The organism is Posidoniimonas polymericola (genome assembly GCF_007859935.1).
Taxonomy (GTDB): Bacteria; Planctomycetota; Planctomycetia; order Pirellulales; family Lacipirellulaceae; genus Posidoniimonas; species Posidoniimonas polymericola.
Window position 1 is genome coordinate 502,156 of the sequence record NZ_SJPO01000001.1, and the last position, 15,836, is coordinate 517,991.

The window sequence follows — 15,836 nt, forward strand, 5'->3', positions numbered from 1 at the left end:
GCGGTCCCGGCTTAACGAATCCGCACGGCCGCCGGCCCGCCTGGCAGCACGTGCGACGCCGGCGGCTTCGGCACAACGCCGCGGAGCTCGAGGTCGTCCCATTCGGCAGTGTCGTCGAACGTGCCGACGCCGACGCTGCCGTAGGCGAAGGTCTTGTCGACGGCGGTCATGAACGGCTTGGGGTGGTTCTCCCAGTAGACCTCGATCTGGCCGGACTCGACCTGGCGGACAACGCGCACGGTGTGCCAGTGGTCGTCCCACGGCGTGCCGTCGTTGGTTGTGGCAGTGATCTTCCGGCGGTCCGCGCCGTCGACAATGTGGATCTGGTTGTGGATCGCATCGGTCTGCTTGCCGAGGTGGGCGTAGTAGTAGTGCGCCGGATCTTGGTAGCCGAAGATCAGGCAGACGTCGCGGCCGCCGTAGTCGGCGTGGGTGCTCTTCACCCGTGCGGTCAGCTCGCAGTCGCTCACCACCGCGGCGTTCCAGAGGGCGACATGAAACGGGCTGCGGTGCGGCGGCTGGTAGCTTGGCTTCTTGGCGTGCTGGCTGAACACGCGGTTGCCGGCTTGGCTCACGACCCGCCAGTTGTCCGCGTCGAGCGGCGCCCAGTCGTCGGCGCCGTCGGCAAAGTCGTCCTGAGCGATCAGCGCCCAAGCTTCGGCCTGAGCGGAGGGCTGGGCGGCGGCAAGCACGCCGCAGCTGGCGAGCCAGACGAGCGGAAGGCAGATTTGGCAGAGAGTCGGCATCGTTGGGGTCCGGTGTTCTGGCGTCCTGTTGGCGACGCATCGCACGGCGCCGACGAGCCCTCATTGAACCGCGCCGGAAGCCCGATTGCTACACAGCGACGCCACCAAAGCAGCCGCTGGGCCAGGAAGAGCCGGCCCGGAGCTGCCCGGCCAGGTACAGCCGGTCGGCTAGCGTCGCCGCTCGGTTTCGGGACGCTGCCCGGGCAGGCGGCTCGAGGCGGGCGTTGGGACGCCCTGCGGCCGGTCGACGCGGTTCAGCTCGTCGGTCACGAGCCATTCGAGCAGGCAGTGCACCTGGAGCGCGTCGGAAAAGCTGCGTCGCGCCATGGGGTCGGCGTCGAGGTTCGCTAGCAGCCGGCGATGCACCTCATCGGAATCGCTACCATCCAGCAGCTCGCAGACGAGATTGAACGTTTCGTCTGGTTCGGTCGGCATGCTGGCGGGCTCTCGCGGAAACGGATTCAGAAGTGGCGTCACTAAGTACATCGCTCATCGACGCGAAATCTGACCAGAATTCTGCCTATTCGCCCGCTTTTACGCCATCCGACTCTGTCGTTGCAGGCAGGGGCGCTACTTCAGCGGCCGAATCGGCCGCCGGCTTGCCGCCCGCGGGGTCCGGCGCTGGGCGGGGCGTGGGACGCAGCGCGGCCGCCTTGTCGATGAGCGTCAGGAACTCGTGGCGGTTGCCGTGCGGGTCGGCGCCGACGCCGGGCTGGGCGATTTCCCGAACCGCCTCCCACGTCAGGTTGCCGCTGTGGGCCGAACCGCGGAGCAGCATGCCGAACCCGGCCGCCGCGGCGGCGAACTGCGTATCGGGCGTCGCCTCGCCAAACGACTTGCCGTCGTCGGACACGGGCCACTCCCGCTTGGTGCTGGTGTCTTCGTCCGGCAGCTTGTACCGCATCTTAAGCGTCAGCAGCTCGCCGCTGGCTGCTGGTTCCTCGGCGTCAGGCCGCGGCTTGGGTTGCTGGTAGCGGAGCTCGTCGAGCTCGGGCGTGGGGGCCGGCTCGCCGGCGGGGACTAGCTCGTACAGGGCGGTCACAGTGTGCCCGGCGCCGATCTCGCCGGCGTCCTTCTTGTCGTCGTTGAAGTCCTGGGCGGCCAGCACGCGGTTCTCGTAGCCCAGCAGCCGGTAGGCGGCGACCTGGGCCGGATTGAACTCGACCTGGATCTTTACGTCCTTGGCGATCGTGACCAGCGTGCCGGTCAGGCCGCGGACGAACACCTTCTCGGCTTCCTGCTGCGTGTCGATGTAGTAGTACGTGCCGTTGCCGCGGCCGGAGATGGTCTCCATCATGGCGTCGTTGAGGTTGCCGCGGCCGAAGCCGCAGACCGAGAGGAACACGCCGGTCTGGTCGGCCTTCTCGGCGACCATCCGCTCGAGGTCGCCCGTGCTGGTCGTGCCGACATTAAAATCGCCGTCGGTGCACAAGATGACGCGGTTCGAACCCCCTTCAATAAAATTGTCCTCGCAGATCTGGTAGGCAAGCTGGATGCCGGCCCCGCCCGCGGTCGAGCCGCCGGCGGTCAGCTTGTCAAGCGCCGCCAGGATCGTGTCTTGCTGGTCGCCCGGCGTGCTCGGCAGCGCCAGGCCCTCGGTCGACGCGTACACGACGATCGCGACGCGGTCGTTCTCGCCGAGCTGCCGCGTGAGGGCCTTCATGCCTTCGATGACCAGCGGCAGCTTCTCTGGGCTCTGCATCGAGCCGCTGACGTCGATCAGGAACACTAGGTTCGACAGCGGCCGCTTGTCGGCGGCCAGCTCGCGGCCCTTGATCCCGATCCGGGCGAGCCGGTGCTTGCCGTTCCAGGGGCAGGCGGCCACCTCGACGTGCGCGGCAAACGGGGTGTCGTCGGTCGGGGGCTGGTACTGGTAGTCGAAGTAGTTGACCAGCTCCTCCAGCCGTACCGCGTCGGGCGGCGGCAGCCGGCCGCTATTGAGGAACCGCCGCACGTTGGCGTAGCTGGCGGTGTCGACATCGATGCTGAACGTGCTGAGCGCCTGCAGGCCCTCGACCGCGATGAACGCGTTCTCGTGGATCGGCTGGTACTTATCGCCGGAGGCGTCTGGTCCCTCGCCGGCGGCTCCGCCTTCGGGCCACCTCTTTCCGGATTGGCTGTCGAGCTCGAAGGTTTCGCGCCCGTTGCGTGTGACCATCCAGAGGTAGATCTCGGGGTCGATATTGTCGCTGATGGGGACGCCTCGCCCGTCGCCGAAGCCGTGTTGGACGACGTTGCCACCGTTCGCGTGAAGGCGAATCGTGTCGATTGTCGGGGCGAAACCAGGCGGGCCATTGTCGCCTCCGTAAGAGCTCATGTCATCCGGCTTGCTCGCTGCCGCGACGCCATACTCGGTGGCCGCTCCGCCTTGGCCCTCGCTCGGCGGCAGAGGAGCAGAGAGGGGCACGGCAGGCCGTGGTCTTACTGGGCCCTCGCCGCCGCGCGACATCGGTGAAAGGTTGGCCGCCAAGACGCGATTTTCGCGTTCTACCCCGCGGAGATAAGTGTCGCCGGCCGCACTCTGGTTGCCGGCGGTCGTTGCGGGGGGGTAATACGGCGCATCACTAGTCATGGCGTAACGGTTCATCAGTTTGCGCTCTGAACCAGCATCAATTCTGAACTGCTGACCTCCGGACTCGGCCATGCTACGGTTCTGAGAGTCTGGTGCGTCCCCTGATTGTTCGCCCGGTGCATGGTAGTGCGACCGTTCGAAGTATTTCTGGTCAGCTCGAACCTGACCGCCGACGCCCGTGTCGATCTTTGACCTGTCCATGCGGCGCGATACATTCGAGTCGCTACGATTAATGGACTCTTGAATCGCTTGCCGCAAGAGGTCTGCCGTGCGGCGGTCGTGAACTGCGGACGCTTCCGTCTCGTGTAACGTTACGGGGGCATCGTGCCCGAACTGCCGCCGCATCTGTTCGAGCATGGCGAGCTGCTCCGCTTCTTCTTGAGCGGTTGCCTCCGGCGAAGCCTTGGCGACCTCCAGCGGCCGATCGTTAAGCGCGCTGTACCCCACCACGCCCGCCAGCAGGCTCGCGGCGGTCGCCAGCGTGCCCCACACCCGCCAAGAGCTCGGCGTGGTGCGCCCAGCCGGGGCCTTCGTACGGGCCTCGACCGCGGCGCGGGCGAGGATCGACGCCGACAGGTCGGGCGCCGACTCGCCGCCTAGCGTGTCACGCAGGCCAAGGTCAATCAGCCGGTCGGTTAGCTCGTTGGGGTCGGTGGATTCGGTCAGTTCGTTCATGGTCGTTCGCTCAGTTAATTATTCAACAACTCGCAGCCAGTCAGGAGCCGGCAGCGCTAGCCGCCGGAGCAAAATCGGTTCGCGGTCGAGCTAGCGAGCCGCGTTCTCAAGCAACTCCGACGGCTGACGCCGACGGCTCATAGGAGGTATCTACACGCGGCGTTCAATGCACTCACGCAGCACGGCGCGGGTGCGGCGGAGCAGCGTTTTCACGCCGGCGGGTTTCATGTCGAGCCGGTCGGCGATCTGCTCGCGGCCGAGGCTCTGCCGGTAGGCGAGGTCGATCGCTAGAGCGGCGCGGCCCTCGAGTTGTTCGGTGCACGCCCGCAGGGCGGCGGTGAACGCCTGCCAGCCGCCATTGGGTTGATTGTCGATCCGCTCGGCCCACACGGCCTCGGCGGCTTCCAGGGCGACGGTGCTGACCTGCCGTTGCTGCTTGCGGCGGAGCATCAGCAGCTGGTTGCGGGCCGCGGTGCGGAGGTAGGCCGCGGTCTGCGGGGTGGTTTGGTGCTGGAAGCGGCTGCGGGCGAGGGCGAGGAAGGTCTCTTGGGTCAGGTCGTCGGCCTCGGCGGCGTCGGCCCCGAGGTACCGCAGCAGCCGCCAGACGCCGGCCTGGTGCTGGCGGACGAGCTCGGCCAGCGGTTGGTCTGGCGCGGCCGCGGAGATCGCACCCGCCGCTGATCCCGACGCCGGCGGCGGGGCGTCGGCGTTCTCCTCGGCGGTCTGATTTGGCGTTTCCAGGGCAGTGGAGGCCCGGGCGTCGGGCGACTGGCTGAGGGCGGTCATGTCTGCCTTAGTGCTCGAACGAGGGCCGGGGGTTCAAGAAAAAGTCAATCTAGCCGATTCGACGCCGCCGGGCGCCCGTCGGTTCCCCGTCGGGCGGCGAATGATTGTGAGGGTTGCGCCGGAAACGGCCGGGGGTCGGGCCACTCGCCGGGGTCCGCCAAACCGGGGCCGCCGCCTGCAGGTGAAAGTTGACATACGCTTTTACAACAGCCAACGACGCGGCCCCGCTGCGTGTGCTAGCTTGCCCCCCCGCCCGAGTCATCCTATGAAGAACGATGCCGTTAGTCCGACCAGCCCGCACGAGCGGCGGCGGAAGGGCGCGTTGCGACTGCCGATCCAGAAGGCGATCGCCGTGCGGATGGTGACCCAGTGGCTGTGCGCGGCCGTGGTGGCCATTGCGCTGACGCTGGTGATGCAGATCTTCACGAACCCGACGATGTCGGTCGAGGAGCAGGACCAGCTGCGGTCGATGACCTGGGGCCCGATGGTGATCGCGTTCCTGGCGACCGCCCCGATGGCGGCGCTCGACATGGCCCGGTTCTCGCACTCGATCGCCGGGCCGGTGGTGCGGTTGAAGCGGGTGATCGGCGAGCTGGCCGACGGCCGGCAGGTCCCGAGCGTCGAATTCCGCAAGGCCGATCACTGGCACGACCTGGCCGACGATTTCAACCGGCTGAACGTTGAGGTCGAGCGGCTGCGAGAGATCGAACGGGCGTACCTGGCCCAAGAGGCGCCGCACGCGAACCACGACGACCAATTGGTCCAGGCTTAACGCATGACCCAGACCACCCCTGAAACACGCGGCCCCCGCCGCCGTGGCACCGCCACGGTCGAGCTGGCGGTGTGCCTGCCCGTGCTGACCCTGCTGGTGTTTGGGTCGATGCAGGCGTGCGACATGATCTACCTGAAGCACGGGCTGACCACGGCGGCCTACGAGGGCTCGCTCGAGATCGCCCGGCCGGACGCCAATAACATCACGGTCTCAGCGCGGATCAAACAGGTGCTCGGCCTGCGTGGCGTGACGAACGGCACCTACTTTTTCACCGCGGCCGAGAACATCCAGGACCTTTCGCCCGGCGACCCGGTGACGATAAGCATCACAGCGCCGGTCGACGAGAACCTCATGGTGTCGGGGTTTTTTGGGACGCCAAGCGTGTTGACGGTCAACTTTGAGTGCACGCGTTGAACCCACTTCCCTTGTCTCACGGTATTGTGATTGTCATGACCCACGCGAAGAGTAGACGAAGACTCGGCGCTATGCTGCCGCTGATCGCGGTGCTGCTTCCGGTCATGCTGGTGTTCCTCGGGTTTGCAGTGGACGTCGCGTACATGCAGAACACGCGGCTCGAGCTGCACGCGGTGACTGACGCTGCCGCTCGGGCGGCGGCCAGCACGCTGAGCCGCACCGACAGCAAGAAGCTCGCCCGCGACGCGGCAGAACGCATCGCTGATAGCAACCGGATCGCTGGACAGCCGCTGAAGCTGGCAGTCAGCCAAATCGAGTTTGGACGTTCGGTGCGTTCAGAGTCGGGGAAGTACGAGTTCTCGGTCAACACTCAGCCGTACAACGCGGTGCGGGTCACGGGTGACCGGCGTGAGGGTTCGGACACCGGTGCGGTGCCGCTGCTGTTCGGCAAGATCATCGGCGCGAAGAAGTTTGAGCCGGTGTTCACGTCGACCGCCAGTTTCCTCAACGTCGACATCTGCCTGGTGCTTGACCGGTCGACCTCGATGAAGGCAGACGTCAACGCCACGACCTCGGGCATGTACACGACCGACCCGCTGTTTTGCCAGCCGCCAAAGCCCAACACCCGTTGGCGGGCGTTGGACGGGGCCTCTAAGGTGTTCACCGACGCACTCCGCGACAGCAACGCCAGCGAGCAGGTGGCGATTGTCTCGTACAATAGCGCGTTTAGTCCGGCGGTTTACTGTGGCACGTCGACCGACGCGGCCTCGCTCAATATCGATCTGACTACTGATCTCGACGCGGTTGACGGCTCCGTCACGGACCTCACCGGCAGCGTCTGGAACGGCAATACCGACATCGAGTCGGGTATGCGGAAGGGGCTGAACACGCTGCTCGCTAGCGCCTCGGCTCGGCCCAATGCCGACCGCATCATGATTGTCATGACCGACGGCAACGAGAATGTCGGCAGCGCGGTCGCCGCCGCGTCTGATTGTCGGACCGCGAGGGTTCAGGTGCACACCGTGACGTTCAGCGTCGAAGCCAACCAGACGGTCATGAAGGAAGTCGCGTCTATCGGCGGCGGAAAGCACCTTCACGCCGAAACCGAGGCTCAGCTAAAGGCGGCGTTTAAGGAATTGGCGGCCATCGCTTCTCAGCTCACCGACTGATCAGGCTCCCCATCCGGAGTATCGCAAATGCAGACAATACTTTCGCGGCGAGGTTCCGCGCTCCGGCGGCGAGGAACCAGCGTCGTTGAGTTCGCGCTGACCGCGCCGGTGCTCTTCGCCCTCGTCTTCGCAGCGGTCGAGTTCGGACGCGCCAACATGCTGCTCCACACCACCGCGATCGCCGCCACCGAGGGCGCTCGACGGGGAATCATCGCTGGTGTGACCGCGGAGGAGTGTCATCAGGCAGCGATCAACGAACTGCAGATGCTCGGCATCAAGGACGCGCTCATCATGGTGCACCCCGAGGTGATCACCGACCAGACTGAGATGATCACTGTGGGCGTTCGGGTGCCGATCAACACCGCTAACAGCTACCTGACTCCGCGGTTCTTTCTCGACGACAGCGTGATCAAGGTGGTCTCGATCACACGCGAGGCGAAGAGCGGCGCCGAAGCCGCTGCGCTCGCCGACAATTTCAATCAACTCGTCGCCGACGCCCTGAACGAAGGCTTGGGCAAGAAGCTTGGCAAAGGCGCTGAAAAGGACGCGAAGGCGGCAGCCAAGGCTGCCGAGAAAGCCGCCAAGGCTGCCGAGAAAGCGGCTGCTGAGGCTGCCAAAGCTGCAGAAAAGGCAGCCGCTGACGCCGCGAAGTCCGCCGCGAAAGCGGCTAAAGGGGGCGGGAAGTAACGCCGCTAGGCGTTGACCGTCACGCGCTCGCCCAGCTTCCACCCCTCCGCGCCGCGGTCGACGCGGTGGTACAGCGTGTCGCGTTCCACCGGGTCGCGGCCCGCCTCGCGGATCAGCCGCTGGATCTGCTCGACGCTCATCGCCTCGGGCGTGGTGGCCCCGGCGTCGTGGTAGATCAGCTCGTGGCGGACGGTGCCGTCGATGTCGTCGGCGCCGTAGGCGAGCGACAGCTGCGCCGTGCCGACCCCCAGCATGATCCAGTACGCCTTGATGTGGTCGATGTTGTCGAGCATCAGCCGCGCGATGGCCATCTGCCGCAGGTCCATCAACGCCGACGGCTTCTTGATCTTCCGCTCCTCGCCCAGCTTGTTGTTCTCTGGGTGGAAGGCGAGCGGGATGTAGGTCTGGAAGCCCGCGTGCCCCTCGGCGTTCATCGCGTCCTGGTGGTCGCGCAACCGGATCAGGTGGTCGATGCGGTGGTACGGCTGCTCGATGTGCCCGTACAGCATGGTGCAGTTGCTGCGGAGGCCCAGCGTGTGCGCCTCGCGGTGGGTCTCGAACCAGCGGGAGGAGTCGGCCTTGTGCTCGCAGATCTGGCCGCGGATCTCGGGGTGGAAGATCTCGGCCCCGCCGCCCGGCAGGCTGCCGAGGCCGGCCTCCTTCTGATCCTCCAGCACCCAGCGGATCGACTTCTTGGTGAGCCGGGCGAACCAGTCGATCTCGACCGGCGTCCACGCCTTGAGGTGCAGGCTGGGGTAGTTGTCGTGCAGCAGGCTCACGACCTTGCGGTACCACTCGTACTTCGCTTGGTGGTGCAGCCCGCCGACGATGTGCATCTCGGTGCAGCCGTTGTCGGTGGCCTCCTGCCCGCGGGCGAGGATGTCGTCGTCCTGCATCCAGTACCCCTTGGGGTCGCGCAGGTCGGAGCGGAACGCGCAGAACGTGCAGCGGTAGACGCAGATGTTCGTGGCGTTGAGGTGCGTGTTGATGTTGTAATAGCCGGCGTTGCCGTTCTTCCGCTCGCGGACGATGTTGGCCAGCTCGCCGAGCTCCGGCAGCGGGACCTCCGGCGACTCGAGCAAGAGGCCGTCGTCGAACGTGAGCCGCTCGCCGGCTTCAACTTTGTCACGGATCGGAGCGAGGATGTCGGAAGAAGGGCGTGCCATCGTTGCGATTGCGGATTGGGGATTTCGGATTGCGGATTCGCCGCGGGGGATCGTGTCGCGGCGCCGATCATTCGCCAACGGCGACATTCATCGTAGCCTAGGGTTGGTTTCGTCGCGTGTTGGCCAACGGCCAACCTCATCGTAGCCTAGGGCATCGCCCTAGGTGGGTGGGCTCCTTCTCCATCACACCATCAGGTCTAACGCCCCCACCACCAAGAGCCCCAGACTGATCACCGCGTTCACGTTAAAGAACGCGAGGTTCACTTTTTCCAGGTTGTCGGGGCTCACCAGGCGGTGCTCGTAGACCAGCAGCACGGCGACCGCCGCGATGCCGATCCCGTACAGCCAGCCGAACGGTGGGTACACCAGCGGCAGCAGGGCTAACAGGAGCACCGTGGCCGCGTGACAGCCGGCCGCCAGCCGCAGGGCGCCGGGGACCCCGAGCCGCGTGGGGATGCTGTTGAGCTCCGCCCCGCGGTCGAAGTCGTAGTCCTGACACGCGTATAGGATATCGAATCCCGCCACCCACGTCAGGACGCCGGCGCCGAGCGTTGCTGCCGGCAGCAGGTCCAGCGGGTTCTGCATCACGGCCTCGCCGCGGATGGCGATCCAGGCCGCCAGCGGCGACATCGCCAGCGCCGCCCCCAGCCAGAAGTGGGCCAGCGAGGTAAACCGCTTCGTGTAGCTGTACCCGCATAGGAACAATAGGACCGGCACGCTCAGATAGAAAGGGAGCCAGTTCGGCAGAAACAGCAGCGTGCTGGCGACGAAACCGGCCGAGCAGAGCACCGCGAACGCCGTGACCTGCGTCACGCTCAGGATGCCGGCCGGCAGGTGCCTCCCTGCCGTCCGCGGGTTGCCGGCGTCGATCTGGCGGTCGACCAGCCGGTTGAACGCCATCGCCGCCGAGCGGGCGAACACCATGCAGAGCAGGATGCCGAGGAGTTCCTGCCAGCGGACGTCGAGCATGGCTGCGAGGTTGGACGGGGCGAATTCAACAACCGGATCCGAACCGGGGGGATTCAAGTAAACAAGCTTCGGGCCTGGGCCGAGGTAAGCGACGTGCCTGAACGCTTGGTAGTGCCAAGCCATCAGCGCCGCCAGCAGCGCGAAGGGCAGCGCGAAGATTGTGTGGCTAAACCGGATCAGCGACAGCAGGTGTTTGGCAGTTTGCAGCATTCAGCGTGAGCGAATCGCGATGGTTGTCGATACGGAGTAGCCCACGGCGGAAGCCGTGGGTTTGCCGATCGTAGTGGTTACTGCTTTGGCGGCAGCGAGCGTGAAACCTCCGGCTTCCGCCGGAGGCTAAGAAGAACTGCCGCAGGGTTATTCTTCTCCCCAACGCTTGATCAAGGCATTACGCACCCCGAGCTGGTCACAGATCCGCGCGACGACGAAGTCGACCAGGTCGGCCATCGTTTCGACGCCGTGGTACCAGCCGGGGGCGGCCGGCAGCACGACCGCGCCGGCCTCGGTCGCCTTGCGCATGTTGTCGATGTGCGTCAGCGAGATCGGCGCCTCGCGGGGCACGAGGACCAGCTTGCGGTGCTCCTTGAGCTGCACCTCGGCGGCGCGCTGGATCAGGTTGCCAGCCGCGCCGGCGGCGATGGCGCTGAGTGTCGTGCCGCTGGTGGGGCAGATCGCCATGCCGCCACTCAGGAACGAGCCGCTGGCGATCGGGGCCATGAAGTCCTGGTAGTGGTGGTAGTGCAGCACGCCCGGCTTGTCGGCCGGGTCGGCGATCTCGGCCCGATCGGCCAAGAGCGGCGTGCGCTCGGGCGACAGGTCGGCCGCCGTTAGCTTGTTCAGGTCGAGGTCGAAGCCGAGCTCCTGCTTCACTACCGCCGCGCCCGACGGGCTGACCGCCAGGTGCACGTCGCGGCCGACGGCGAGCAGCACCTCGAGCAGCCGCACCGTGTACACCGCGCCGCTGGCGCCGGTCACGCCGAGGATGATTGGGAGTTGGTCGGTCATAGGCTCCGCCGGTGCATCTTCCAAGAGCCGCGAGCGTCAGCTCGCGGAGCAGCTCAATGTCGGTGTTCGATAAGGGAGATTCGGCCTGGCGGCCGACGCTAGGTTGGGGGGTTAGGTAGAGGGCTTCGTGCCGACGTACAGCGTGGCGACGCCGAACGTCATTGGGTAGAACTTCACGCCGCTCAGGCCGGCCGACTCCATCCGCTCGACCAGCTGCTCGTACTCGCAAAACTGGCCGACGCTCTGCGGCAGGTACTCGTACGCGGCGCTGTTGTTGCGCGCCAGCGCCTGGCCGATCCGCGGCAGCACGTTGCGGAAGTACCAGCCGTACATCCCGCGGAGCGGTTGGCGGCGGGGCGTGGTGAACTCGAGCACTGCCACCTTGCCGCCGGGCTGGCAGACCCGCGTCATCTCGCGGAGCCCCTGGTCCGTGTCCGCGACGTTCCGCAGGCCAAACGCGACGCTGACGATCTGGTACGCGTCGGATGCGAAAGGCAGGTTTTGCGCGTCGGCCTCGACCCACTCGACGTGGTCGTTGACGCCGAGGGCCTCGCCCTTCTTACGGGCGATGGCGAGCATCTCGGGGCAGAAGTCCGAACCGGTGACCGGCAGGCGGCCCCCCGCGGCGCGGTCGTAGGCGAGGGCCAGGTCGCCGGTGCCGGTGCAGAGGTCGAGGACCGGCGCCTCCCCACTTGGGGGGACCAGGCGCACGGTTCGCCGCCGCCAGTAGCGGTCGATGTTGAGCGAGAGCAGGTGGTTGAGCAGGTCGTATCGCGGCGCGATTTCACCGAACATCCGCCGCACGCGGTCGTTCGACTTGTCCACGCCGTCGCCTGGGGCGACGGCTTCTGTCATTGTGGTCTTTTTCAGGCAAGGGGTTTCCGGGCACGGGCCGCGGGAATTCGTTATGCTGCTCCAAGTAGACCCGCACAGCGGGCGGTTGTGCAACCGGCGGCGCTCGTCTCTCCGCAGTTTGTCGCCACGCAGGTTCGCTGGCTTTTCTGCACGGAACGGAACCAATCGATGACGGCGCTCCCCGATCTCTCGGTGCACTACCTGCCGCAGTTTGTCGCCGAGCACGACTTTGTCGGCGGCACGGTGGTAGTGATCGACCTGCTGCGGGCCTCCACGACGATCTGCCACGCCCTGGCGGCCGGGGCCCGCGAGGTGACCCCGTTTGTCGAGGTCGACGACCTCCGCCGGGCGGCAGAGGGCCAGGACCGCTGCGGCCTGCTGCTGGGGGGCGAACGCGGCGGCGAGCGGATCGACGGCTTCGACCTGGGGAACTCTCCGCGGGACTATACGGCCGAGGTCGTGTTCGACAAGCGGATCCTGTTCACCACTAGCAACGGCACCCGGGCGCTGCACCACGCCCGCCTGGCCGCCAAGGTAGTGGTCGGCTGCCTGGCGAACCTGTCGGCGCTGGTCGAATCGCTCTCGCACGACGTCGACCTGCACCTCTTGTGTGCGGGCACCAACGGGCATGTCTCGCGGGAGGACATCCTGGCCGCCGGCGCTATCGCCTACGAGGTGACCAACAACGACCGCCCGGCCCGGCGTCTGAACGACGCCGCCGAGTCGGCCCGCGGCGAGTGGCAGGAGCTGCTGAACACGGCCCGCTCGGCCGGCCGCAACGCCGACGAGCAGCTAGCGGTCGACCTCCGCGACACGCCGCACGGCAAGACGCTGGTGAACCTTGGCTTCGAGTCCGACCTGGCGCTGTGCGCCACGCGTGACTCGGCGGCGGTGGTTCCCTCGTACGATGCGCGGTCGGGGAAGGTCCGGGCAGTCTGAAGCGTCGCGGCTCCGCCGAGCGTTGCCGTGGTGCTGAGCAAGAACGCGGCGGAGCCGCGGCGCTAAATGCCAACGCGCCGTTAGAAGATGCGGCTGCTGACTACGGCAGCTTGAACACCGATTGCGTCTTCACAATGGCGTAGTCGTCGGGGAAGGTGTGCAGCGCCTGGACCAGCATCGAGCGGTCGCGGGACTGGACATTCACGTAGCTCAGCGCGCCGAGGCCGAACCGGCCGCTGGAGTCGAACTGGTGCAGCATGCCTTCTTTGGCGCCGGCCAGCATGATCTCGTTTTGGAAGGTGTAGAAGGCCTTGGCGTCGACCGACTCGAGCGAGAAGTTGACGCGGTAGGTCACGCCGCCGCGGCACTCGACCTGGTCGTTCTGCTCGCCGCGGAGCGAGTGGCACATCAGCCGCCGGCGTTCGGGCAGCAGGTCCTGTGCCGAGGTGGCGATCTCGGTCAGAACCAGGCCGTCGTAGCGCCACTCGATCGCGTGGCCGGCGCTGGTGATCGAGAGCTTCGCCTCGTAGCCGCCGCCCGGCTCACTGGCCGAGCCACTGCCGGACCCATCGGCCGGCTTGCTACCTGGTTTGCCCCGCTTAACCGTGCGGCTCTTGTAGGTCTGGAAGAGTTCGGGGTGCAGAGTCCTCCCGTAAAGTTGGAAGGTGAGCTCTGCAATCTTGGGCCGTGTTGATAGCACGAATCCGTCCTCTTCCGCTACACGTCACACGAGGGTTGAGTCGCCGCGACAACCGCGTCGACACCCCAATTATACTCGCGCCATGGAGAGCGAACAAAGGTCGATTATTTATGTTCTTAAACGCGGTTCTTTCCACTTGACACTGCGGCAATCATAGAGCCAGTTGAGCGCTAAGCAAACGCGCCCGGCCGCCCGATCGGTGGGGTTGCAATCCGCGCCCGATTTGCTCTCGCCGCGTGCGCCGAAACCCGCCTCTCCCAGTTCACCAGGCGATCGCGCCGGTGAGGATGTCGTACACCGCGTGCGCGCCGATCGCAACGCCGAAGCCGCGGTACAGGAAGATGCCCGCGAACAACGCGCCGGCGATCGCGCGGAACAAGAACACCGACAGGTAGAGCGGCTCGCCATACGCGCCGACGTGGTGCGCCGCCGCGAACAGCAGGCTCGACACCGCCACCGCCAACGCGATCGCCCGCGGCCGCGGCAGCGTGTACGCGAACATCGCCATCAACGCCGGCAGCAGCAGCAGGCGGAAGAGGGTCTCCTCGTAGATGCCCGCGCCGACGAACTCGATGATCTGCTCAAAGAACCGCTGCACCGGGCCGGCGGCCATCGCGATGCGGTGCTTGTCGCCCGGCGCCGCCGTGGAGAGATCCGTCGAAAACGTCATCGACAGCAGCGGCGCGAACGCCGACCCGAGCCCCCGCAGCGCCAGGCCGATCAGGATCGACTCGCCCACCATGCCGGGCAGCACGCCGCGGGGGGTCTTCCACGGCTGCCGCGACGCGTGGTGCCACGCCAACAGCACACCGACAATCACTGCCGGCAGCACCAGCCCGCCTCCGAGTCCCAACACGCCGAGCCAGCCCCGCATCCAGACGTCGGCCCCGTTGCGCGGCGCGTCGGGGAAGGTCCACACGCCGATCTCGTACAGCGCGAGCAGCGGCGCCACGAACAGCAGGCAGACCAGCGGCCGGCGGGTCTCGTTCCAGTAGCGGCGGAAGGCGGCCGAGTCGAGCTTCACGGTGGGGCTCCTTGGCTGGTGGAGCGTCACCGTTGCAGCGCGGGCGCGTTGGTCGGGTCCTGCGTCGGCAGCTTCGCGAGCAGCTCCACCGCCCGCGGGCACGCGTACGGCGACCCCACGCCGGGCGTTTGGACCAGCGGTAGTAGGGCGTCGAGTGGCTGGGCGTGTTCGCCGTCGGCGACCAGCATTGTTTGCCCCTGACGCTGCATCACGCAGTTCTGGTCAAAGCCAGCGGAGGGCGACAGCAGGCCTAGGACGCGGCAGCCGGCGCCGTCGAGCCGCAGGCGGAACGCCAGCGCGTCGAACGCCAGCGGGGTGTTCGGGTACGCCTGCAGCCGGATGTTTTCCTCGACCGCGGTCAGCATCGGCCCGGTAAGCACGCACCTTAGCTGGTAGCGGGCGAGGTCGGCGAACGGCCACGCGGCCTCGCCGGCGGCGGCCTCGACGCACAGGTCGAGCCGCTCGAACCGGCCCGCCTGCCAGGCGAGGTCAACGCCGTAGAGCCGGGCCGGCACGTGCGTGTGCAGGCCGGACTCGGGGGGGGTGAACGCGGCGAGGTCGACGCCGTTGAAGCCGCCTTGGAGCTGGCCGTGGTTCGCTTCGAGGTCCAGCGTTAGCTTGCCGGCGAACGTCGCGGCGGGGCCGAGGGCGGCCGGCAGCGGCGTGAGCCCGGCGAGCCGGCCCCAAGCGAGCGGCGCGGCGCCGGTCTCCAGCGTGAGCCGCGTGGTGGGCGGGTCGAGCTGCCGGTTGCGGACCAGTTGAAACCGCCGCCCATCGGCGGCCTCCTCGGCAAGGCTCCACACGCGGCGGTCGGCGACTGGTGACTCGGACGTCAGCCGTGCGTCGGCCGCTAGCAGTTGGTTGCCGCAGCGGACCTCGGCGAATGTGATCGACGCGACGCCTGCCGTGACCCCGCGGAGCGAGTCGCACAGCACCCGCCCGGCGTCGGCCAGCTTGCCGACTTCAATTGTCAGCACGCCCGCCACGCCAACGACCCCCTCATCCGTGCCGGCGCACCGCAGCGTGTCGAGCGTGGCAATCAGCGCGCCGGTCTCGGGGTGCAGCACCCGCAGGTCGGCGAACCGCCGTTCGCCGGGACGCGGGGTGTAGCACTGGCCGCACTCGACCCGCACGCCGAGCCCGGCGGCGAGGTCCGCTAGCTGCTTGTGCGAGTAGTCGGGCCGCAGCCGCCAGGCGATAACGCCGGTCACCGCGAAGGTCGGCAACAGGCAAGCCAGCAGAAACAGCGCCCGGCAGAGCCGGCGTTTGGTCGATTGGTGGAGCAAAGCAGCAGGGTCGGCGGTCGGAGGCGGGCGATCGAGTCCAAGTTCCTAGGCGCTCTCCCACCGGGCTGCTG

The 15,836-nt window shown here is 67.1% G+C and carries 16 protein-coding genes; 5 read left to right on the forward strand and 11 right to left on the reverse strand.

Annotated features, from left to right (window positions below):
* Window positions 1-11: 11 nt before the first annotated feature.
* The 4 genes from Pla123a_RS02045 to Pla123a_RS02060 form a co-directional block, all read right to left on the reverse strand.
* On the reverse strand, window positions 12-746 hold the full coding sequence (locus tag Pla123a_RS02045) for a hypothetical protein (RefSeq protein WP_146583860.1): 735 nt from the start codon (window positions 744-746) through the stop codon (window positions 12-14).
* A gap of 168 nt (window positions 747-914) precedes the next feature.
* Window positions 915-1,181 carry a hypothetical protein gene (locus Pla123a_RS02050; RefSeq protein WP_146583861.1) on the reverse strand — a complete coding sequence of 89 codons (267 nt, stop codon included), beginning with the start codon at window positions 1,179-1,181 and terminating at the stop codon, window positions 915-917.
* An 85-nt stretch (window positions 1,182-1,266) separates the two neighbouring features.
* On the reverse strand, window positions 1,267-3,993 hold the full coding sequence (locus Pla123a_RS02055; protein WP_231956297.1) for a vWA domain-containing protein: 2,727 nt from the start codon (window positions 3,991-3,993) through the stop codon (window positions 1,267-1,269).
* 150 nt (window positions 3,994-4,143) lie between these two features.
* Window positions 4,144-4,779, reverse strand: a complete 636-nt coding sequence (locus Pla123a_RS02060) for an RNA polymerase sigma factor (RefSeq protein ID WP_146583862.1) — start codon at window positions 4,777-4,779, stop codon at window positions 4,144-4,146.
* Between the two features lie 265 nt (window positions 4,780-5,044).
* Between Pla123a_RS02060 and Pla123a_RS02065 the strand changes: the two genes are divergently transcribed.
* The 4 genes from Pla123a_RS02065 (at window position 5,045) to Pla123a_RS02080 (ending at window position 7,821) form a co-directional block, all read left to right on the forward strand.
* The gene (locus tag Pla123a_RS02065) at window positions 5,045-5,551 is read left to right on the forward strand and encodes a hypothetical protein (protein WP_146583863.1); all 507 of its coding nucleotides are present in this window, start codon (window positions 5,045-5,047) and stop codon (window positions 5,549-5,551) included.
* Between the two features lie 3 nt (window positions 5,552-5,554).
* Window positions 5,555-5,965: a TadE/TadG family type IV pilus assembly protein gene (locus Pla123a_RS02070; RefSeq protein ID WP_146583864.1), complete on the forward strand. Its 411-nt coding sequence runs from the start codon at window positions 5,555-5,557 to the stop codon at window positions 5,963-5,965.
* A gap of 71 nt (window positions 5,966-6,036) precedes the next feature.
* Window positions 6,037-7,134, forward strand: coding sequence for a vWA domain-containing protein (locus Pla123a_RS02075; protein ID WP_197527595.1), 1,098 nt, complete (start codon window positions 6,037-6,039; stop codon window positions 7,132-7,134).
* Window positions 7,135-7,161: 27 nt separating this feature from the next.
* Window positions 7,162-7,821, forward strand: a complete 660-nt coding sequence (locus tag Pla123a_RS02080; protein ID WP_146583866.1) for a TadE/TadG family type IV pilus assembly protein — start codon at window positions 7,162-7,164, stop codon at window positions 7,819-7,821.
* Window positions 7,822-7,826: 5 nt separating this feature from the next.
* On the opposite strand, the gene mqnE is transcribed toward Pla123a_RS02080, so the two are convergent.
* The 4 genes from mqnE to ubiE form a co-directional block, all read right to left on the reverse strand.
* A complete protein-coding gene (gene mqnE / locus Pla123a_RS02085; protein WP_146583867.1) occupies window positions 7,827-8,987 on the reverse strand; it encodes an aminofutalosine synthase MqnE in 1,161 nt (386 codons plus the stop codon).
* 183 nt (window positions 8,988-9,170) lie between these two features.
* Window positions 9,171-10,166, reverse strand: a complete 996-nt coding sequence (locus Pla123a_RS02090; protein WP_146583868.1) for a 4-hydroxybenzoate octaprenyltransferase — start codon at window positions 10,164-10,166, stop codon at window positions 9,171-9,173.
* A 147-nt stretch (window positions 10,167-10,313) separates the two neighbouring features.
* Complete coding sequence (locus Pla123a_RS02095) at window positions 10,314-10,961, reverse strand: UbiX family flavin prenyltransferase (protein ID WP_146583869.1); 648 nt, start codon at window positions 10,959-10,961, stop codon at window positions 10,314-10,316.
* 111 nt (window positions 10,962-11,072) lie between these two features.
* Entirely contained in the window at window positions 11,073-11,816 is a 744-nt protein-coding gene (gene ubiE / locus Pla123a_RS02100) for a bifunctional demethylmenaquinone methyltransferase/2-methoxy-6-polyprenyl-1,4-benzoquinol methylase UbiE (protein ID WP_146583870.1), read from the reverse strand.
* 168 nt (window positions 11,817-11,984) lie between these two features.
* On the opposite strand from ubiE, the gene Pla123a_RS02105 reads away from it, so the two are divergent.
* Window positions 11,985-12,755 carry a 2-phosphosulfolactate phosphatase gene (locus Pla123a_RS02105; protein ID WP_146583871.1) on the forward strand — a complete coding sequence of 257 codons (771 nt, stop codon included), beginning with the start codon at window positions 11,985-11,987 and terminating at the stop codon, window positions 12,753-12,755.
* A 100-nt stretch (window positions 12,756-12,855) separates the two neighbouring features.
* Here the strand turns inward: Pla123a_RS02105 and Pla123a_RS02110 are convergent, their stop codons facing one another.
* From Pla123a_RS02110 to Pla123a_RS02120, 3 genes are all read right to left on the reverse strand, one after another.
* Window positions 12,856-13,455 (reverse strand): DUF2617 family protein, encoded by a 600-nt coding sequence (locus Pla123a_RS02110; protein WP_146583872.1) that lies wholly within the window; start codon window positions 13,453-13,455, stop codon window positions 12,856-12,858.
* Between the two features lie 262 nt (window positions 13,456-13,717).
* Window positions 13,718-14,479 carry a CPBP family glutamic-type intramembrane protease gene (locus tag Pla123a_RS02115; protein ID WP_146583873.1) on the reverse strand — a complete coding sequence of 254 codons (762 nt, stop codon included), beginning with the start codon at window positions 14,477-14,479 and terminating at the stop codon, window positions 13,718-13,720.
* Between the two features lie 26 nt (window positions 14,480-14,505).
* Window positions 14,506-15,765: a hypothetical protein gene (locus Pla123a_RS02120; RefSeq protein ID WP_146583874.1), complete on the reverse strand. Its 1,260-nt coding sequence runs from the start codon at window positions 15,763-15,765 to the stop codon at window positions 14,506-14,508.
* Between the last annotated feature and the right edge of the window lie 71 nt (window positions 15,766-15,836).